General features: G+C 47.9%; 15 protein-coding genes and 1 pseudogene. 2 read left to right on the forward strand and 14 right to left on the reverse strand.

All coding sequences use genetic code 11. The annotated features are described in order from the left end of the window. Positions 1 to 8: 8 nt before the first annotated feature. The 8 genes from QQ055_RS02225 to argZ form a co-directional block, all read right to left on the reverse strand. The gene (locus QQ055_RS02225; protein ID WP_284476344.1) at positions 9 to 1,094 is read right to left on the reverse strand and encodes a hybrid sensor histidine kinase/response regulator; all 1,086 of its coding nucleotides are present in this window, start codon (positions 1,092 to 1,094) and stop codon (positions 9 to 11) included. A 99-nt stretch (positions 1,095 to 1,193) separates the two neighbouring features. Continuing rightward, a complete protein-coding gene (locus QQ055_RS02230; protein ID WP_284476345.1) occupies positions 1,194 to 4,598 on the reverse strand; it encodes a PAS domain S-box protein in 3,405 nt (1,134 codons plus the stop codon). A 107-nt stretch (positions 4,599 to 4,705) separates the two neighbouring features. Beyond that, positions 4,706 to 5,866, reverse strand: a complete 1,161-nt coding sequence (locus tag QQ055_RS02235; protein ID WP_284476346.1) for a TFIIB-type zinc ribbon-containing protein — start codon at positions 5,864 to 5,866, stop codon at positions 4,706 to 4,708. A 135-nt stretch (positions 5,867 to 6,001) separates the two neighbouring features. Next, entirely contained in the window at positions 6,002 to 7,270 is a 1,269-nt protein-coding gene (locus QQ055_RS02240) for an SPFH domain-containing protein (RefSeq protein WP_284476347.1), read from the reverse strand. A 160-nt stretch (positions 7,271 to 7,430) separates the two neighbouring features. Further along, positions 7,431 to 7,691, reverse strand: a complete 261-nt coding sequence (locus QQ055_RS02245; RefSeq protein WP_069966870.1) for a hypothetical protein — start codon at positions 7,689 to 7,691, stop codon at positions 7,431 to 7,433. 89 nt (positions 7,692 to 7,780) lie between these two features. Continuing rightward, on the reverse strand, positions 7,781 to 8,473 hold the full coding sequence (locus QQ055_RS02250) for a Uma2 family endonuclease (RefSeq protein WP_284476348.1): 693 nt from the start codon (positions 8,471 to 8,473) through the stop codon (positions 7,781 to 7,783). A gap of 47 nt (positions 8,474 to 8,520) precedes the next feature. Then, positions 8,521 to 9,255 (reverse strand): Uma2 family endonuclease, encoded by a 735-nt coding sequence (locus QQ055_RS02255; protein WP_284476349.1) that lies wholly within the window; start codon positions 9,253 to 9,255, stop codon positions 8,521 to 8,523. A 107-nt stretch (positions 9,256 to 9,362) separates the two neighbouring features. After that, positions 9,363 to 11,477, reverse strand: a complete 2,115-nt coding sequence (argZ, locus tag QQ055_RS02260) for a bifunctional arginine dihydrolase/ornithine cyclodeaminase (RefSeq protein ID WP_069966866.1) — start codon at positions 11,475 to 11,477, stop codon at positions 9,363 to 9,365. A gap of 412 nt (positions 11,478 to 11,889) precedes the next feature. On the opposite strand from argZ, the gene QQ055_RS02265 reads away from it, so the two are divergent. Continuing rightward, positions 11,890 to 12,852: a glutathione S-transferase family protein gene (locus tag QQ055_RS02265; protein ID WP_284476350.1), complete on the forward strand. Its 963-nt coding sequence runs from the start codon at positions 11,890 to 11,892 to the stop codon at positions 12,850 to 12,852. A 5-nt stretch (positions 12,853 to 12,857) separates the two neighbouring features. Here the strand turns inward: QQ055_RS02265 and QQ055_RS02270 are convergent, their stop codons facing one another. The 5 genes and pseudogenes from QQ055_RS02270 to QQ055_RS02290 form a co-directional block, all read right to left on the reverse strand. Then, entirely contained in the window at positions 12,858 to 13,592 is a 735-nt protein-coding gene (locus QQ055_RS02270) for a DUF4336 domain-containing protein (protein ID WP_284476351.1), read from the reverse strand. A 45-nt stretch (positions 13,593 to 13,637) separates the two neighbouring features. Beyond that, positions 13,638 to 13,816, reverse strand: a pseudogene (locus tag QQ055_RS10775) (Uma2 family endonuclease); the annotation flags it as partial. 98 nt (positions 13,817 to 13,914) lie between these two features. Beyond that, a complete protein-coding gene (locus QQ055_RS02280; protein ID WP_069966860.1) occupies positions 13,915 to 14,787 on the reverse strand; it encodes a 6-carboxytetrahydropterin synthase in 873 nt (290 codons plus the stop codon). Between the two features lie 87 nt (positions 14,788 to 14,874). Next, a complete protein-coding gene (locus QQ055_RS02285; RefSeq protein ID WP_284476353.1) occupies positions 14,875 to 16,398 on the reverse strand; it encodes an FAD-dependent oxidoreductase in 1,524 nt (507 codons plus the stop codon). A 140-nt stretch (positions 16,399 to 16,538) separates the two neighbouring features. Continuing rightward, positions 16,539 to 17,138, reverse strand: a complete 600-nt coding sequence (locus tag QQ055_RS02290; protein ID WP_069966858.1) for a DJ-1/PfpI family protein — start codon at positions 17,136 to 17,138, stop codon at positions 16,539 to 16,541. Positions 17,139 to 17,392: 254 nt separating this feature from the next. On the opposite strand from QQ055_RS02290, the gene QQ055_RS02295 reads away from it, so the two are divergent. Next, positions 17,393 to 19,438: a diguanylate cyclase domain-containing protein gene (locus QQ055_RS02295; RefSeq protein ID WP_286004161.1), complete on the forward strand. Its 2,046-nt coding sequence runs from the start codon at positions 17,393 to 17,395 to the stop codon at positions 19,436 to 19,438. Between the two features lie 89 nt (positions 19,439 to 19,527). Here QQ055_RS02295 and QQ055_RS02300 read toward each other — a convergent pair. Next, positions 19,528 to 19,715 (reverse strand): nitrate reductase associated protein (locus QQ055_RS02300; RefSeq protein WP_286004162.1); only part of this gene is annotated, 188 nt, incomplete at its 5' end.

Consider the following 19,715-nt stretch of genomic DNA (forward strand, 5'->3'; position numbering starts at 1 on the left):
GTCTCTCCTTAGAGGGTAATGGTAAAAATTGAACCTTTCGGTTGATTGGCTTCTACAGAGATCGAACCTTGGTGAGCTTCAATCACCATTTTGCAAAACGCCAATCCTAAACCCACTTGCGTGACGCCACTCATGAGGGTTCCGACTTCATATTTATCAAATATTCGCTCTTTTACTGCTTCATCAATTCCCGGTCCTTCGTCTAATGTCCGAATCATTACCTGTTGGGGAGGAGGACAATTAAGATACTGGGTTTCTAGAGTAATCGTGCTGCGACGGGGAGAGAATTTAATCGCATTCGAGAGTAAGTTATCTAGAACCCGACTCAGTAAGGACGCATCGGCGAGAATCGGTTGGTCTAGTTCTGGTAGGTGGCTCACCAGGCGTTGATTTCTCGATTGCGCGATCGCCTCAAATTGCGCGATCGTTTTACTCACCAATTGTTTGAGATCCACTTCTACTAAGTTCAAAAGCATCTGTCCTGACTCCATTTTGGCTAGAATCAGCAGATCGTTAATCATACTATTGAGCTGGCGCGCTGCGAGATTAATGGTTTTAACTTTCTCTTGCGTTTTGCCCTCAACCCCATACTGCAAGAGCAATTCGCTACTTAATAAAATACTCGCTAGGGGATTGCGGAGATCGTGGACGATCATGTTGGATAAATCTTCCCGCAGGTGCAGAGTGGCTTCTAGGGCATCATACTGCTGTTTAATCCGCAGCATGGAGCGGACTCTGGCGCGTAACTCCACGCCGCTGACGGGTTTGGTGATAAAATCATCGGCTCCGGCAGCGAAGGCCCTGGCTAAGTCTTCCGGGGCATTGAGTGCCGTTACCATGATGATGGGGATCTGTTGGCAATGCCGCTTGGCTTTAATTTGACGACACGCTTCAATCCCATCGAGTTCGGGCATCATCACATCGAGTAAGATGACATCGGGTTTGATATTCTCTAGCTGTTGGATGGCGAGTTTGGCGCTGTCTAGATAAACAACCTCGTAGGCTTCCCGGAATAAATGAGCTTCAATGACTTCAAATCCAGAGGATTCATCATCGACAATGAGGACTATACTGTTCCGACTCACTGGGTTCATGGTTTAAGCTGGGGGATCAAAGGCAGGTTGCTATCAATCAAAACGATATCGAAATTAATGCTCCCTGTGTACTTCTCGATCTAGAGAGCAGACAAAATTTTAGGAACTTAAATATTGATTAATTTGATGGACTAGCTTTTTCAAGCCCACAGGTTTCGTCATATACTCTTGAGCGCCAGCCGCCAGACAGCGATCGCGATCTCCGGGCATGGCTAAGGCCGTCAGCGCAATAATGGGAATCTGGACGTTTTCTGGATTGGCTCGAATGCGACGAATGGCTTCTAATCCATCCATTTCTGGCATTTGAATGTCCATAAGGATGAGTTGTGGTTTGTATTGAGTGACCATCAAGACGGCTTCTAAGCCGTTTCTAGCCAAACACACTCGAAAACCGTGAATTTGTAGATAGTCGTGCAGTGTCAGAATATTGGCTTCGTTATCTTCGGCGATCAGAATCAGGGGGGGAGTTGCGATCGCTTCGGGTACCGCAGTGACAATCAAGGCAGCTTCAGGGTTGCTAAAGATTTGGGCTAAAGAAGATTGTAATTGCTGGCGGGTAATCGGCTTGACGAGGTATTCATTAGCACCAAGGGCGATCGCGCGTTGGCGTTCGTCTACCACAGAGACAATCAAAATGGGGATATGGCGCGTCTGTGGATGATTTTTCAGTTGAGTTAACACTTCCCAACCGGAAAGATTTGGCAAAATTAAATCTAAAACAATCAAATCGGGGAGATACTGCAAAGCCACTTCTAAAGTCCCTTCACCCCTGGGATGAATGTAGACTTTTGTCCCCAATTCTGATAAGTAACGGGCCACTTGTTTGGCGGCCGGATCGGAGTCTTCAATAATTAAGGCATGATTGATGTTTGCCGAACTTAAAATATTAGGAAGTAAGATCGGAGCCTCCGTCGGCGATTGCGAGGCTTGCCACGGTAAAGAAACAGTAAACGTACTGCCTCGATCGACTTCGCTAACCAGCGAAATGCTACCGCCATGCAGTTCAACAATACGGCGCACTAGAGATAAGCCTAAACCCGTTCCGGCATAGCGACGAGACAGGCTGCTATCGAGTTGAACAAACGGCTGAAAGAGTTTGGGAATATTGTCGGGTGCAATCCCAATTCCGCTATCTTCAACACTGAGGATGAGGGTTTGATTTTCGGGTTGCGCTTCCACCTTGAGCGATATCTGTCCGCCATCGGGGGTAAATTTAACCGCATTACTCAGCAAATTGACTAAAACTTGCCGCATTCGTCGCTCATCTACAGCGATCTCAATGGGTTCATCGGGGATGTCTAAATTGACTTTTAGTTGTTTTTGATGGGCTTGTTGTTTGATGAAGTTAAGGCTAGATTCGCAGAGCGCTTTAACGTTAAGGCGAGTGGTCTGCAATTCCATTTTGCCGGATTCGATTTTGGATAAATCCAAGATGTCGTTAATTAGTTCTAAAAGATGCTGTCCGCTTTTTTCGATGGTGGTTAAAGACCGTTTTTGGCGGTCATTTAAGTCCCCATAAACTTCTTCGAGCAGGGCTTCTGATAGCCCTAGGATCGCGTTGAGAGGCGTGCGTAACTCGTGACTCATGCTGGCAAAGAATTCATCTTTGAGGCGAGTGGCGCGGGCTAACTCGGCATTGATTAAACTAATGCGTTCGCTACTGCGCCGCAAGTCTTCTTCGGCTTGCTTGCGATCGGTAATGTCATAGACTAGCGCGCAAGCCCATAACATTCTCTGGTTTTCATCTAATACTGGGCTAGTGGAAATATTCGTCCAAACAAAATCCCCGTTTTTCGTCTGGAAGCGAAACTCATGCCGCGCGGCGACGCCCTGCTTGCGTTCGGTAAAATTTGCGAGTGCGAGATCGCGATCGCTCTGAACCATAAAATTAAACAACGGTTGCCCGATCATCTCCTCAGTGGGGTAATCTAGCATTCGCGCCATCGCTTGATTGACGTAGGTGGTGATGCCATTGCCATCAATCACCCAAATCCCTTCTTCTGCGAGTTCTACAATCTGCTGATAGCGGGTTTCAGTTTCTTGCACGCGACGCGCTAGGGTTTCATTTAACCGCCGAATTTCGGCTTCGGCCCGCTGGCGTTCTGTAATATCGGTAACAATGCCATCAATGCGGACAGCAACCCCGCGATCGTCGTAAGCCAGCTTGGCGCGATCGTGCAGCCAGCGAATTTCCCCATCAGGTCGGATAATGCGATAGGTAATCTCTTGATAGCCCTGTTCGATACAAACGCGGTTAAAGTTTTCTACCAAAGGGCGATCGCGCCGATCGACCATTTCTATCCATAACTGCGGGCGCTCAAAAAATGCCTCAACCGGATAACCAAAGACATTTTGAACCGCTACGTTCAAATACAGCAAGCGATCGCGTTGAAGCGAGACAGACCAAACAATATCTTCAATAGAACTGAGAATTCCATCGAGGCGCTGCTTGCTTTCAAACAAAGCCTGTTGAATTTGCTTGCGTTCGGTAACATCGCGAATCACAAATTGAGCTGTTAATTGACCCTCATCAATTAACGAACTAGCCGTTGCCTCAACATAAATCGTTTCCCCATCCAGTTTCAAGAGTTTTTCTTCCATCAGGGGAACCGTATAGGGGCGATCGCGCAAACATTGAGTCCGCTGACTAAACGTAGGACGGCTATCGGGGTGAACGAATTCTAGAACCGATTGACCCAATAATTCATCCAGACTATTGGCCCCATAAATTTGTAGCGTTGCGGGGTTGGCGTAGACAAATTGGCCATTTTGTTCGAGAAAAATTCCATCCGGACACAGTTCGATCAACTGACGATAGCGTTCTTCGCGTTCTTGCAACGTTTGTTTCAGGCGGCGCAGCAAATAAGCCGATAGCAGCGATCCCCCGATACCGATCGTCGCGAGGGCGAGAAGGGCGATCGCGCTTAAGTCACGCTGCTGTTGCAAGCGTTGAGTGCGTTGAATATTGAGCCGTTCTTCTTCGTGGAGAAAGCCTTCAATCTCGCTGCGGGTTGCTTGCATTTTCTGCCATCCCGCGAACAAAAGACGGTTTAACTCCAGGGGATCGGGCTGAGAATGGACGAGATCGAGCGTTCTATCGAGTGAATCCAAGCGTTGAATCACTTCGTAGCGGATGGCTTGGAGTTTTTGTTGCTGAGAGGGGTTATCGCTGACGAGATCGTTGAGATCGCTTAAGGTATCGGGAATGGTTTGAATAACGTACTGATAGCGATCGAGAAAGTGAGTTGAGTTGGTTAATAAATAACCGCGAACCTCGGTTTCTGCATCAAGCAGCGCTGTCAGCAGGTGTTGGGTTTCTAGGCGGACTTGCTGAGTGTGTTGTACAGAGGATTCTGTTTTGGTCGTGTTGTACTGCAACCAACCGATAATTGCTAAGGAGCCGATCAAACACGATAAGGGAATCATGACGATCGCGTTTCCCTGCCTTAGCTGAGTTAGACTGCGATTGAGTGGAGAAAAAAACTGGGCAATCTGTCTATTCATCCCGCAAAATGCTACTTTGGCTCTCTTGATGCCGACCCTTGTTCGGTTGTAGCAGATCGACCGACCAAAAGTTAGCACAGTAACAGTTCGCAACTCAAAGAAAAATCTTATCGTTGAGGCTGAGTGGGAACTGGAAAACGACTAGGAAGGCGAATATTTGCCCACGGAATCGTAAATAATGCCCAGATGGAAAAGGCGATCGCAACCATTGCAACCACTGTGCTGGCAATTTTCCATACACTATAGGGGCGATCGCCATGCACTTTCCCGGTTAGGGCGTTCACCATCACCTGATAGCGTTTCTGGCGATAGCGGTAAGCAGTAATCCAAACCGGAAGTAAGAGATGTTTAAAGGTAATTTGGCTATAAGTGGTGGAAATATTGTGAATGCGCTGTTCGTCGCCGCCAATATCCCAGCGGACATCTGAGGTGATGGTACCCGACATGATATTTTTAGCGAGTTGCAAGCCATCTTCAACCGGGACTTGCGATCGCTGGGCTTCAAACCCGGCAAGATAAGAAGGATTATAGGCACACAGAGATTGTTTTAACTCCCAAGGTTCTAAACAGGCGAGGCGATGCGTTTCAATCGACTGCGTACCGGGAACCAACACATCATCAAAAAAGCGCGACACTCGCCCGGATACTGAATGCCAACGAGTATGCTGAACTTGGCGGGTTTTCGTCTCCGTTTCCCCTTGAGCATTGGTTTCAGTATAGGTTTCTGTCACATAATAATGTTCTCCCCGTTCCCCCCGATAGGTACTGTGGGTTTGGGCGTCATAGGTCCAAAACGGGAGATACACCCCTTGCAGCTTTTCCTGTTGCGCGAGTTGTTTTAACTCCGTTGGGGCAAACCAACGACTTTTTAGCCAATCTTGAACCTGCTGGCGGGCTTGTTTTTGGCTAACCTTAAACGGAATTAAGCCTTCGGGTTCTAGAGTTGGGCTGGCTTCCGTCGGTTGCGCCACAATATTCGAGGCACAAAAGGGACATTTCCCGGCCGTGTGGGGTGGTTCAAAGATAAAACTCGCCCCGCAGTCGGAACAGCGGACTTCTAACGCCGTGGTGGAGAGTTTGGCAAAACGGGTTTGGTTTTGATAGGCGTGGGCGTCAAAACTCCGTTCTTCTACCGTTTGGGGGGTCTGAGAAATGGCTTCCTCGCGCCCGCAGTAGGGACATTTCAGCGATGTGGTTCCCGGATGATACTCCAAATCTGCCCCACACCCCGAACAAGGGAATTTTTGAGTGGCGGGTTGAGAATTCATAGAGAGGATGGGGGGATGGGGAAATGGGGGGATGGCATATTCTGTATGAACTCAGCATTCTCTGCGGCACAGAACCTAGCAACGGAACTTTGTATTCTGCACGCTTTAACCTTACTCGGCACGCTGTACTGAATGTTATTCTCCCAAGGATGCTAACAAGGGAGCTAATTCTGCTACATCTCTTGCCCGCACCCACTCGGTTTCGCCTTCGCGTCGGACATTGGTTCGACTGCTTAAGCCTTGTTCGGGTAATTGGTTAATGTTAAAGGGGCCCAGGGATTCGCCGTTGCGGAAAATATACCATTCTCCGCGAGCCACTTGGGGTTGAGGGATGGGGGGCGCAACGGGGGGCGGTAGGATAGAAGCTAATTCTGGCACTTGAACCGCAGGCTGCCATTCTGCTAACCCAGCACGCCACACTAAGGTATCGGCGGTTAGACCTTGTTGAGAGAGTTGGTTGAGGTTAAACGGCCCTAGTTGTTGATTGTTTTTCGCCATGTACCATTGGGCGGTGGGGGGTGGTGGGGGCGTTTGCGGGGTGTGCGGCGTTTGTTGACCAAAAGAGTTGGCTAACTGTTGCCCCATTGCCATCCCGACGCCAAAGTCTAGGGCAGAATTCCCGCCGCCAGGATTTTGGGCAGACTGTTCAACCGCGTTAGCAGCTTGGTATTGGGCATATTGCTGCATATTGCCCAAGACTCCCATTGAGGCGCGTTTGTCAAGGGCTTGTTCTACGGTTTCGGGGACAGAGACATTTTCGATCAGCAGGCCAGAAAGTTCAATCCCTAAATTTTGCATTTCCCCTTGAATGCCGCTGCGGACTTGTTCGCCGAGTTCGCGATAGTGGGCGGCCAGATCGATAATGGGAATTTGCGATCGCCCTAACCAACTGGCAAACGCTGTCACAATGATATTACGCAGGTGATCTTGGACGCGATCTACCTGAAACAACCCATCGGTACTGACTAATTCTTGTAGCAAAGCTGCCGGATCGACAATCCGAATACTGTAATTCCCATAAGCCCGTACCCGAACGACACCAAAATCGGCATCGCGCAGCATAATCGGGTTAGACGTTCCCCATTTCAGGTTAGTGAACTGTTTGGTATTAAAGAAATAGACTTCTGCTTTAAATGGCGAGTTGAAGCCATAGGGCCACCCTTGCAGCGTACTCAGGATGGGTAAATTTTGGGTGGTCAGCGAGTACATCCCCGGTCCAAAGACATCAGCAATTTGTCCTTCATTGACAAAAACCGCCGTTTGACCCGGACGAACCGTGAGTTTTGCGCCATTCTTGATCTCGTTCTGAAAGCGCTCAAACCGATACGCTAGGGTATCGTTGGACGGATCGAGCCATTCGATAATATCAATGAACTCGCCGCGAAGCTTACCAAAGAGGCTCACGCTGCTCCCTCCTATGAATCTACAACTGCCTAGGGCTACCTACTTTAAAGGTGCCATAAGTAACTTCAGCAAATCCACATCAATTTCAGAAAAATTCTCCAAAGCAAGAAGTAGCTTTAGGGGTAAGCCTCGTCAATTCTTACCCCTCAATCTCAGTTTCTTACTCGTTGTTAGAGGTTTCTTGTTCTTTTTGTAATAATTCTTCTTTTGAGTTTCCCCAGTAGGCGCTGTAGGTCCAAACTTCATTGTTATTCTGAGTTTCTACAGACCAGCGATAAATGGCGGATTTGGGATCGACTCCTACTTCAATTAGCTTTGCACCCATATAATATTCCATTTGGCGCTTTGTCATATCCTTGACGCCGCTAGGCTTATTTTTGCCGATGGTTCGGGACATATGCGCTTGTGTCGGTCTTGGCATCTTCTTTTTGTACGGGCAAATAGAGTAATTCCCCGATTCTAAAATCTCTCTGGGCTTTTAGCTAGTTGAGATTTGCGGTAGCTTGAGGGTTATTCGCCTTCATCCGGTTCGACTCCCAAGGCGCGTAACTGTTCGGCGAGTCGTTCGGCGCGTCGCTGTTCTCGTTCGGCGCGTTGGCGTTCCTGTTCGGCGCGTTGCGTTTCCTGTTCGCGCAGTTGGGCAATTTCTACAAAGGTGAGAAAGCGTTGTCCGTTGGGATGATAGATTTCTAAAGTATCAGAGGTCAGTTGAAAGCGAATCTCTAAGCGAGGACTTACCCAACCGTTCATCTCTTCAACCACTTCAAAGACGTTACCCGAACGCAGCCAGCCAATTAACTCATGGGTATCTGGGTCATATACGTAGTATTCTTCAACGCCGTAATGTTCGTAGAATTTGAATTTGTTGAACATTTTCCGGAGGCGATCGCCCGGAGATACAATTTCAAAAACCACCTGGGGTGTAATATTGTCTTCTTCCCATTGGCGATAAGACCCCCTATCCCCTTTGGGTCTGCCAAAAATAACCATTGCATCAGGGGCTTGGCGAATTTTATTGTCACCCTCCACGGGATACCATAACAAATCGCCTGCAACAAACACATCGGGACGATCTGCAAACAAGAGTTCTAAGTTTTCTTTAATGACCACTATCCAGCGAAACTGTTTGGTATTGTCTGACATCGGTTGACCGTCGCTGTCGGGGTAGATAATCGCAGGATTTGGCTTGAGGTGTTGTACCATGCTGCTGGGTTTGTGGCTGGAGTTGTTTTTATTGTAGCGATCGCGCCTTAATCTTCCTCAAAATCCGGTTCAACGCCTAACGCCCGTAACTGTTCGGCTAACCGTTCGGCGCGTCGCTGTTCCCGTTCAGCCCGTTGGCGTTCCTGTTCGGCGCGTTGGCGTTCTTGTTCAGCGCGTTGGCGTTCCTGTTCGGCGCGTCGAGTTTCTTGGGCTTGCAATTGGGCAATTTCAACAAAGGTGAGAAAGCGTTGTCCGTCGGGACGGTAAATTAAGAGCGTATCCGACATCAGTTGAAAGCGAATCCCTAAGCGGGGACTCACCCAATTCTCCATTGTTTCAAGCATTTCTAAATCGGACGCCGAACGCAGCCAACCGCTGAGTTCATTATCATCTGGGTCATAGAGATAATATTCTTCAATCCCATAACGTTCGTAGAATTTAAACTTTTGAATCATTTCTTTCGGGCGATTTCCCGGAGAAAGGATTTCAAACACCACCTGGGGGGCAATATTTTCCTCATTCCACTGGCGATAGGAACCTCTATCCCCTTTGGGTCTACCGAATACGACCATTGCATCGGGGGCTTGACGAATTTTATTATTCCCTTCCACGGGGTACCATAACAAATCGCCTGCGACAAACACGTCGGGATTATTTGCAAACAATAATTCTAAGTTTTCCTTGATAACAACGATCCAGCGAAACTGTTTCGTATTGTCTGCCATCGGTTGACCGTCGCTGTCAGGATAGATAATCGATTCTGTGGCGATTTGTTGAACCATAGCACGAATCAGGGTTAGGGGTGGATTAGCCTCATTGTAACGCCCGTAAAAAAGGCTGCCCTCGCGAGTGAGAACAGCCTCAGTTTGTCCTAATTTTCGATAAGGTTTTAGACGGGTTGAACCACCTTGTAGGGCTTGGTGAGTTTGTCGAGTTGTTGGACTAACAAGCTGAGGAATAGACCGACATCGGTGACGACGCCGACGGATTCCACCGAACCGCGATCGCTCAATTTTGTCACAACGGCCGGGTTAATATCCACACAGACCATCTTCACGCCTGCGGGGGTCATATTCCCGACGCCAATCGAGTGCAGCATGGAAGAGAGCATCAGAATCATATCAGTCCCTTCCAGCAGTCGGGCGTATTCCTCTTGCGCCTTAATTAAGTTCATTTCCGTATCGGGTAGCGGCCCATCGTCGCGGATGGAACCTGCCAGAGAGAAGGGAACGTTATTCTTGACGCATTCGTACATCACGCCGCGCGTCAGCGCACCTTGTTCTACAGCTTTGGCGATACTACCGTAACGGCGAATCAGGTTAATGATTTTGAGGTGGTGGCGATGTCCGCCGCGTACTGGGGTTCCGCGTTTCATATCGACGCCGAGGGAGGTTCCCATCATCGATTGTTCCATGTCGTGAACGGCGATCGCATTTCCTCCGAGTAGCGCTTGCACGTATCCTTCGCGGATCAGGTGCGAGAGGTGTTCGCCGCCGCCCGTGTGAATGACTACTGGTCCCGCCGTTACCACAACCTTACCGCCTTGGTCGCGGATTTGCCGCAATTCCCAAGCAATTTGTTCGACAACTAATTCTACGCGCCGTTCGCTAGAAACACCCGCCCCCATAAAGCTGAACTCTTGGGCGTTACGCTGTTCTCGCGATTCGGCCTTGCGAACGGTGCGAATCCCTTGAACGCCGACAATCACCTGTTCGCCTGCTTTTAAGTCGCGCAGCAGCTTGCAGTAGGCGGTAATTTCCCCTTCCATTTGAGAAACCACAATCGCCCCATCCATGCGTTGCTTTTGCACGGGAACCCACTGACAGTTGACGCGAACTTCGGTGGGATAAATGGTGGTGACATAGAAGTCATCGGGCGCTACCCCATCTTGGGCGACGGTTTGCAGGTTAGTGTCGCAGACCTCTTGCGGCGGTGCAACGGCCCCTAAGTCAATCAACTGAGACATGATTTCTTCCATCACATCCTGGGAAGGGGCAGAAATCTTAATCTCAGTGGTGGAGGTGCTTTGACGCTGTTCGCCGAGTTGGAAGTTCAGGACTTTGAAGCTACCGCCGTTTTCAACGACTAAATCTAAGGCACGATTTAGTAAGCCAGAATCCAGTAGATGACCTTTCATCTGGATGGTACGGCTTTCGATTTGGGTGGTGGCGTGCAGTTCTGGGCGGATGGGTTCGGTGACGCGCAAGGTTAAGCACTTGGATGCGCCTCCGGCTTTGAGGAATTCGGTTAAGGGGGTTTCGATAACGGTAAAGCCGAGTTCGCCGAGTTGTGCTTTTAGGTCGCTGCTGGCTTTGTTGAGGACGATGGTTTGGTTAACGTTAACGGCATTACAGGCAAAGTTAACCGCATCGGGTTCGCCAATCGCAATCCGTTTTTCGGCGGGAACCCGCATTTCAATTAAGCGGTTGGAGTAGGCATCGAAGGCGGGAGGATAGTACAGTAAATAGCCGCCTGTGAGGGGACAGAAGCAGGTGTCGAGGTGATAAAAACGCTCGTCGATGAGTCTTAAGGACAGAACTTCAATATCTAACCATTTGGCAATGTAGGGGTGGGAGTCGAGTTCTGAACGGAAACCATAGGCCGCCCATAACCAACGTCCTTCTCGGTCTAATAAGGCATCGCCTGCCCCTTCAAAGGGAAGATCGCGCGGGAGTTCGTGAACGGTGGACCCTTGGGACTCAAACCAGGCTTTGAAGTGGGGTTCTTCGCCTTGGCGTTCGGGGTGATAAAAACAACTCAGAACGACGTTATCCCCTAATACTAAACCCGCGTTGGCTGTAAACACCATGTCGGGCCAACCTTGAGCCGGTTCGACCAAATCGACGATCGCAATATCTTTGAGAATATGGTAAAGCTTTTGCCACTGCTCGACGGCGCGATCGCGCGAGGATTTGTGGACGTTTCCCTCCATCCACGGATTAATCACATAATCCACGTCGTAGTGGTCGGGAGGACACATGAGAAAGCGAATGGTTTCAGTCATACTCTAAGTTAATTGCAGATGGGGTAGACGCCTACGAACGCGCGACTGGCAGTGGTAGGAGTTGGGGAACGTTGAACTTGACGGCCTTCAGGTACAATTGGGCAATAATTGGGTTACGAATGCTCCTTTTTGTCCCTGCGTTGAGAACAAAATTAAGCCCAATTTTTAATCCTATCATTTTAGTGTAAACTTCCCTTGAAGCGTCAAGGTTTCCTCACATTTGCGACCTTAAAAATGGCGGTCATTCAGCCAAGGTGAATGAGTCGTTAATTTTGCCTAAAAATCGGCTTTTTTGGGGGATAGAGTTGGCGAAAAAGCCTTTTAGCTTGGGTTTAGACAACATCCTCTCTTTAGGGGATGTCAATGGAGGGGCGTTTAGGGTTGGATCGAAACTGTTGCTTGGAGGTTAACGATGCCACTCGGAATGCTAGTTGATGGGGAATGGGATACGGAATGGAAAGAAAGGGACGATTCTGGTAAGTTTAACCGGATGCCAACCCAATTTCGCGATCGCGTCACCGCCGATGGTTCTAGTGGCTTTAAGGCAGAACCCGGACGCTATCATCTGTACGTGAGTTTAGCCTGTCCGTGGGCGCATCGAACCTTGATTGTCCGCCAGATTAAGGGACTTGATGAGGTCATTTCTCTATCCGTCGTCGATCCGGAAATGGGGGATGATGGCTGGCACTTTTCCGATGGGCCAGGTTGTATCCCAGATAACATCAATGGAGCGCAGTATCTCAGAGAAGTATACGTGAAGGCGTGCGATCGCTATACGGGTCGCGTCACGGTTCCGGTTCTGTGGGATAAACAAAAAGGGACTATTGTCAACAATGAATCTCGCGAAGTCATTCGGATGTTCAATACTCAGTTTGGGGAGTATGCCAAATCTGAGGTTGACCTGTTTCCCGAAGGACTGCAAGACAAAGTAGAAGAAACCATTGATGCCATTTACCAACCGATTAATAATGGCGTCTATCGATCGGGTTTTGCCTCTACCCAGGAAGCCTATAACGAAGCGGTGACTGAGTTATTCGCCAATTTAGACCGCTGGGAAGGCGTGTTAGCCAAACAGCGCTATCTGTGTGGAAATCAACTCACGGAAGCAGATGTCTGTATGTTTACCACCCTATTGCGCTTTGATGCTGTTTATCACGGGCATTTTAAGTGCAATATTCGCCGGATTGTCGATTATCCCAACCTCTGGAACTACCTTAAAGATATCTACCAGTTCCCCGGCGTGGCTGAAACTTGCAATCTCGATCACATCAAGCGTCACTATTACAAGAGCCACACCCACATTAACCCAACGCGCATTGTCCCCAAAGGCCCTGACATCGATTTTAACGAACCGCACGATCGCGATCGGTTTTAATCTCGCTATAACCAGCGAAAAGCGCGATTAAGTTCGGCGGTGCCATTGTTCTCATACCAGCGACCGTGAGCTACAATCACTTTTTGAGGATTCCAAGCTAACATTTGTTGGAAACATTGACGGGCTTGTTCTTGATTTCCCCAAAAGGTGAATTGTAAATCGCGGGGAGTTTTGCCATCTGGATCGACATTTCCACCGATAGCCAACATCCAACGGTAATACCAAGGCACTTTTTGGGGTTCAAAATTCTCAATTAAATCGGTGAGAATTAAGGTAGAAGAAGGGCGATGAAAAAAGACCACTTCATCCATAAATCGACTGCCCCGAAAGATGAGTTGATCGAGTTCTGTTACCCATTCCGGCGAGGGTTTCTCTTGTAAGTCGGCTTGGAATTTAACCTCAATCTTTTGTTGTTTAGCGCGTTCTCGAACTCCCGGAGAAGCCCATGCGATCGCACTGGGATAAGCCTGACTCCAGGCCCCAATATGAGCATAGTGGATTTTATTGGGGGAAATCAAATGCTTAACTTTACCCAGTGCTTCAATTTGGGGTTGAAGTTCTGGGCTAAGTTCAATGGGGGAATGACACCATAAATCGCCATTATTTAGCCGTACAATCGTCATCCGGGTGGGAAAAGGGATGCGCGTACCATACATCGCCATGCGTACCACTGGGCCATCTACAATCCAAAGATTCTCTGCAACGGCTTTGAGGGTGTTAATGGGTTCGTAGAGTTTCATGCTTCACTCACTTCAGCCTCAAATTGGACTTGGCGATAGATATCTGCGATCGCCAAGAGCATCATCAAGAAGCTTAAACAAGTTCCCAGAAATCCGGTTGTGGTTGCGCGTTGCGCCACTCCTCGCCACAACTTCCCCATCCCAATACTCGTAGCGTTCTCCTGGGTGGCTTCCCAGGCGAGATATTCTTCTACACTCATCCGGAAATCAGGTAAAGCTATCATAGGTGCGATCGCGGTTAGTTTTTTCTAAGATAGCGAAAAGTGCGATCGCCCTTCGCCAGCATTGGGAGAGCGATCGCACTTCAAAAAATCGCTTAAACTTAAACGCTCGCTAAAATAGCCTCGCGCTGCTGCGAAGAGGTCGCGGCTTCGTTCGGTTCCGTACAATAGACTTCGCACGCATTATTCGGACTTTCAATCAGCTTCACCTTATGCAGTTTCGCCCCTGTTTCCCGGATCGGCTGTTGCAGCAACTCGCGAATATGGACTGCAATATTCTCAGCCGTGGGCACAACCTCTGCAAAGTAAGGAATATCTTTATTTAAAAACGTATGATCGAACGGTTCAACCACATGCTCGTCAATCGCCTTTTGTACCGCCGCTAAATCCGCAATCATCCCAGTGCGGGGGTCAATTTGTCCTTTAACCGTCACTTCCAAATGATAGTTGTGGCCGTGACCGTGAGGGCGGGCGCATTTTCCGTAGATTTCGCAGTTTTCTTCAAAACTCAAGTCTGGACGAGCCAGCCGATGCGCTGCACTAAAATGAGTGCTAATCGTGAGATAAGCTTCCATTCCTTCTCCTAGATAATCAGCCCAAAGTTCGGGGTGTTCGTACAACTGAATGCGGACAAGCGGTAGGTGGGGAGACAAGCGTTTCCAAATGGCTTGAGCGATATGTTCTGTCGTTGGTAAAGTTTGCTGAAACTCTGGCCAAGCCTCGTTGAGGAAAGAGAAGTCTAATTGACTAGTGACTTCACTTTTAATTACGTGCTTGACTTCTGACAGATTCAACACCATGCCATACTCATCAAGCTCTCCTTCCATGTAGACGAACAAGACGTAGTTATGACCGTGACCGGGAGAACGGCTCGTTGGGCCGAATTTTTGCTGATTTTCTGCCTCGCTGAGTTCCGGCAGCCAATAGCGATGGCTTGCAGAAAACTGAGCGCGACGGGTAATAATACATTTCATAGAGAACCGGGGGTGATTGTGTAAAGTTCCGTAAACCTACACTAATCCCAGAATAAACGAAATAGGTTTTTGTTGCATGAATCCGATCTAGGACAATGGTTCTAAAGGCTCAATGGGCGGGCCGTTCAGCACTTGTCCGCTGGTAGAATAGCGTCCCCCGTGGCAGGGACAGTCCCAGCTTTTTTCGGCGATGTTCCATTCCACAATGCAACCAAGGTGAGTGCAAACGGCAGAGAGCGTCTGAATGTTGCCCTCCGGATCGCGATAAGCGGCGACTTGTTTGCCCTCAATATCTAAAATTTTGCCTTCATCAAAGGCAACTTGGGACAATTGATGAGCATCGGCTTTAAATCGGTCTGCAATAAAGCGGGTGGCAACATCCACATTATGGGCAATAAATTGCTGGGCAGATGCCAGGGGTTTGATGCGGTTGGCGTCGTACAGTTGCGTCCAAGGGTTCTTGCGGCCCAGAATTTGATCGGCAATGAGCATGGCGGCTAGAGTGCCAAAGGTCATGCCGTTGCCAGAAAAGCCGGTGGCGAGATAAAGCTGAGAGTTGATCGGACTTTGACCGATAAATGGCAAGCCGTCAATGGGTTCGTAGAGTTGGGCCGACCAGCGATAATCAATGGAAGCCACATCGTAGTGCGATCGCGCATAGGCTTCTAAACGCTGGTAAGGTTCCTCTGTATCAGCCATTTCCCCCGTTCTATGGTCTGCGCCGCCAATAATCGCCAGTTCTCCAGAGGCGTCCGTATAGGTGCGCGTATAGTGGTAGGGTTCGGCTGTATCCCAAAATAAACCTTGGGGTAGGGGAGAATTTAAGCGAACGCCCAGGACATAAGAACGGTAGGGAGACACTTTGGTCGCAAAAATAGCGAGTTCGGATAAGCGCTTGAGGTCGTGGATGGGGGTATGGGTGGCGAGGACAACATAGCGAGCGGTAACGGTGTTGAGTTGCGTATAAACTCGCGCATTTTCTGAGTTAAAAGTAACATCTAGAACGCGGGTATTTTCAAAAATTTGTCCTCCCAACCGCACAAACGCTTTGGCTAATCCATTGAGGTACTTTGTGGCGTGAAATTGAGCTTGTTCGGGGAAGATAATACCGGCTTTTACAGGAAAGGGTAAAGGCACTTCTGAGGTGAGCGTGGCGCGAACGCCTAATTGATGGGCCGCTTCGACTTCGGCTTCTAACGTGCTTAAGTCTTCTTCTGACTCGCTGTAGAGGTATCCAGGCAGGCGTTGAAAATCGCAGTCGATTTGCTCTTCTACCACTAAATCAGCAATTCGTTCAATGGCGCTGCGGTGAGAGGCGGCGACCAGTTGGGCGACATCTTCTTCAAAGTCTGAAAGCAGGGTTTTGTAGCGGGTATCGAGGACTTCTGTGAGATGAGCAGTGGTGTAACCAGTCACTCCAGAGCCTAGGGTTGAAGCTTCTAGCAAGGCGACTTTAACGCCCGAACGTTGCAGGAGTAAAGCTGTTGTTAATCCTGTAATTCCACCTCCGACAATTGCGACATCGACCGTAATATCTTGCTGAAGTTGGGAGTAATTGATATCGGGTTGAGAATCTCGCCAAAACGAGGTTGATACCTGAGTGTGACTCATGAATGTTGAAGGTCCTTAACAACAAGCCTATGCGATCGCAAGGTATCGTTTTTAGGACCCTTCATACATCTGCTGTGAGGCGCATTTCTGCTGAAGATGGGTTGTTTTTGGCTTAAATTGACACCCATCTTCAGGAAGAGTTAAACCGCAACCCTTTGTGGATGCTCGATTTTGGTTCCTAAGATTTTTAGAAACTCTGCTAACCACTGGGGATGGGCCGGCCAAGCGGGTGCAGTCACTAAGTTACCATCGACAATTGCGGCATCAACGGCAATTTGCTGATAGTGTCCCCCGGCGCTGGTGACATCCGGGCCGCAGGCGGGGTAAGCCGTACAGCGTTTTCCGTTTAAAACTCCAGCCGCCGCTAGCACTTGCAAACCATGACACACCGCCGCAATGGGTTTGTTTGTCTCAGCGAAGTGACGGGTTATCTCTAAAACGCGAGCATTGAGGCGAATGTATTCCGGCGCTCGTCCCCCAGGAATAACTAAAGCATCATACTCTTGAGCGACGACATCGGTAAAGGTTGCATTTAAAGTAAAATTGTGACCTGGCTTTTCACTATAAGTTTGGTCGCCCTCAAAGTCATGGATGGCTGTCCGAACCGTGTCTCCCGCTTGTTTGTCGGGACAAACGGCATGAACGGTATGGCCCACCATTTGTAATGCCTGGAAAGGAACCATAACTTCATAATCTTCAACAAAATCACCTACCAACATTAAAATCTTCTTCCCGGTCATTTCTCGTGATTCCTTAATTCAATGGATTTCAGAAGATTGTTCTAATTTTGGCTCATCGAGTTGCCAAAAGGCGATCGCTGTTTCCTATTCTTGTCACCCTTGTATGTTTTTTTATTAACTTTGTAACCTAACTTATTAAAATGCAAGACAAGTTTAATGATTGTGCTAGGGTAGAAACACAGTTTTGAAAAACTGAATCATTTGAGACTGCAAATTTTTATAAAAACACTTTAATATTTCATCAATGCTTGACAATGAACGCTTTGCCTTTTGACTTTTATCGCTTATTCAACGATTTAGCCGTTAAGTCTCCTTGGACTCTTCCCGTAGGAACACAATTTTCTAGCGATCGCGAAGCTTTTGTGAGTGCGTTAAATGTTTGCAAGCAACTTCCCGGAATTTGTTTAAATTTAAACAAAAATCGAGAAATTTTAGCAATTAGTGACTTTGGCGCTCATTATTTAGGTTATGAAGCTTCAGAATTAGTGGGAAAATCGATTGATTTCATTGTAGCCGCCGCCGATCTTGACACTTATCACCAAAAACTCGATTTATTAGAAAGGAAGCAAACAGCCGTTCAAGATTGGGTTGGACAGCAAGTTTGCAAAGATGGCAAGCCAATTTTAGTCAAGATTAGTGGCAGTCTTATTACTTATTCTGAAGCTTTAAAGACGCTTTTTTTAATTTGCCAAGATATCGATCTCTATCTTAATCCCTTAAATCTAGAGGAAAGGTTAGACGCCAAAACTCAAATTGGAAATAGAACCCTGTTATTCAGCGATGAAATTCAGCTCAGAGACGAGCAACTGAAACAGGACAATCATAAACGCCACAATCATGAAGTTTTACTCTCTCAACAAGCCGCACAACTTGCAGATTCTCAACTTGCTTTGATCAACCAAATGAGTATTCTTCAGTCTATTCTAGACAGTATTGGTGATGGCGTGATTGTCGTGGATCGTCAAGGACGATTTCTGCTGTTTAATCCAGCAGCTCGGCAAATGATGGCTCAGGGATCAGTCTACAAAACAATCGCTGAATGGACAACCGATTATGAATGCTATTACTCTAATGGAATTACGCGCTATACTTGCGAAACTTTGCCTTTAACTCGTGCAGCTCAAGGAGAAGAAATTGAGCGAGAAGAAATTTACCTGCGCCATCGTCATTCTAGCCGAGAACTGTGGTTAAGCGTGAGTGCTAGACCCATTCGCAATGCTCAAGAGGATATTCGCGGCGGGGTTGCGGTTTTACATAATATTACCGAACGCAAGCAGGCAGAAATTGCATTGCAACAGCTTTTTCAACGCGAACGACTCCTCGGTTTATTAACGCGCAATCTCCATCGTTCTTTAGAGCTTCAGGATCTGCTCAAGAATATTGTCGATGAAATTCGGCAATTGCTCAACTGCGATCGCGCTTTAATTTACCGCTTTCAACCCTCCGGTAAGGATGCGTTGATTGTGGAGGAGTCTCTCAATACTCGCGCTTCCTATCTTCCCTTACGCGATTGGAAAGTTCGCCACCTCTCTTTTACTGAACCTCCCCTAATTGAGCAGTTTTGTCAAGGTCGGCTTTTGGCGTGCGACGATATCCAAACTGCAAACCTTCACAAGGCAGATATTGAATTACTCAAGGCGGTGGGTGTTAAATCTCTGTTGGTGGTTCCCATTTTGCAAGCCGAAAAACTTTGGGGACTGCTGGTGATGCATCAATGCAATCAAATGCGACAATGGCAACCGATTGAAGTTGATTTGATGGAACAGTTGGCGACTCAAATTAATTTGGCCATTCAACAAGCAGAACTCTATTATCAACTGGCACAAGCCAATGCTGAATTACAAACCCTAGCCTCTATTGATGGACTTACGCAAATTGCCAACCGTCGTCGCTTTGATGAATATCTCACCCAGGAATGGCGACGCTTGAGTAGAGAAAAAGCGCCTTTATCTTTAATTATTTGCGATATTGATTACTTTAAAGCTTATAACGATACCTACGGACATCAAGCCGGAGATGCCTGTTTAAAACAGGTGGCTTCTACGATTCGTTCTGTGGTTAAACGTCCAGCGGATTTAGTGGCACGATATGGGGGGGAAGAATTTGCTGTTATTTTACCCAATACGTCCTTAGATGGGGCCGTATTACTCGCAGAAAGTATTCGCTATCAAGTCAAAACGTTGCGAATTAAGCATCGCAGTTCGGCAATTAATCAGTATATCACGTTGAGTTTGGGGGTTGCCTCGCTCACGCCAAGTATGAAGGCGACTCCATCTCAATTAATTGCCATTTGCGGATAATAAAACTTTTATGGAGGACTAAATGGAATTTGGGGCGCGATCGCGTTGTGATTCAATCTTATGTATAATTGGGATTAGGGTTGATCTATTTAAGCTAAGTTAAATTCTTGCAGTGCTGGTAAAAAGTTATGATTTTCATGACTGGGACGACTCAGTTTAATTAAGGCGAAACGCTGCACGGGAGTTAGATTTTCCCAAGCCTTTAGAGTCATTTCTCGGTTGAGTTCTTGAGTTTTTTCTTGTACCTGTTGAGGAATTTCCGTAGCATTTAACCAGG

The sequence above is a fragment of the Geitlerinema calcuttense NRMC-F 0142 genome, from assembly GCF_030285425.1.

Coding starts and splice junctions, on each gene's coding strand:
- QQ055_RS02270 (WP_284476351.1), bottom strand. CDS start 13,592: ATGAAACTCTACGAACCCATTAACACCCTCAAAGCCGTTGCAGAGAAT.
- QQ055_RS02250 (WP_284476348.1), bottom strand. CDS start 8,473: ATGGTACAACACCTCAAGCCAAATCCTGCGATTATCTACCCCGACAGC.
- QQ055_RS02225 (WP_284476344.1), bottom strand. CDS start 1,094: ATGAACCCAGTGAGTCGGAACAGTATAGTCCTCATTGTCGATGATGAA.
- QQ055_RS02230 (WP_284476345.1), bottom strand. CDS start 4,598: ATGAATAGACAGATTGCCCAGTTTTTTTCTCCACTCAATCGCAGTCTA.
- QQ055_RS02265 (WP_284476350.1), top strand. CDS start 11,890: ATGCCACTCGGAATGCTAGTTGATGGGGAATGGGATACGGAATGGAAA.
- QQ055_RS02245 (WP_069966870.1), bottom strand. CDS start 7,691: ATGCCAAGACCGACACAAGCGCATATGTCCCGAACCATCGGCAAAAAT.
- QQ055_RS02255 (WP_284476349.1), bottom strand. CDS start 9,255: ATGGTTCAACAAATCGCCACAGAATCGATTATCTATCCTGACAGCGAC.
- QQ055_RS02280 (WP_069966860.1), bottom strand. CDS start 14,787: ATGAAATGTATTATTACCCGTCGCGCTCAGTTTTCTGCAAGCCATCGC.
- QQ055_RS02235 (WP_284476346.1), bottom strand. CDS start 5,866: ATGAATTCTCAACCCGCCACTCAAAAATTCCCTTGTTCGGGGTGTGGG.
- argZ (WP_069966866.1), bottom strand. CDS start 11,477: ATGACTGAAACCATTCGCTTTCTCATGTGTCCTCCCGACCACTACGAC.
- QQ055_RS02290 (WP_069966858.1), bottom strand. CDS start 17,138: ATGACCGGGAAGAAGATTTTAATGTTGGTAGGTGATTTTGTTGAAGAT.
- QQ055_RS02285 (WP_284476353.1), bottom strand. CDS start 16,398: ATGAGTCACACTCAGGTATCAACCTCGTTTTGGCGAGATTCTCAACCC.
- QQ055_RS02295 (WP_286004161.1), top strand. CDS start 17,393: ATGAACGCTTTGCCTTTTGACTTTTATCGCTTATTCAACGATTTAGCC.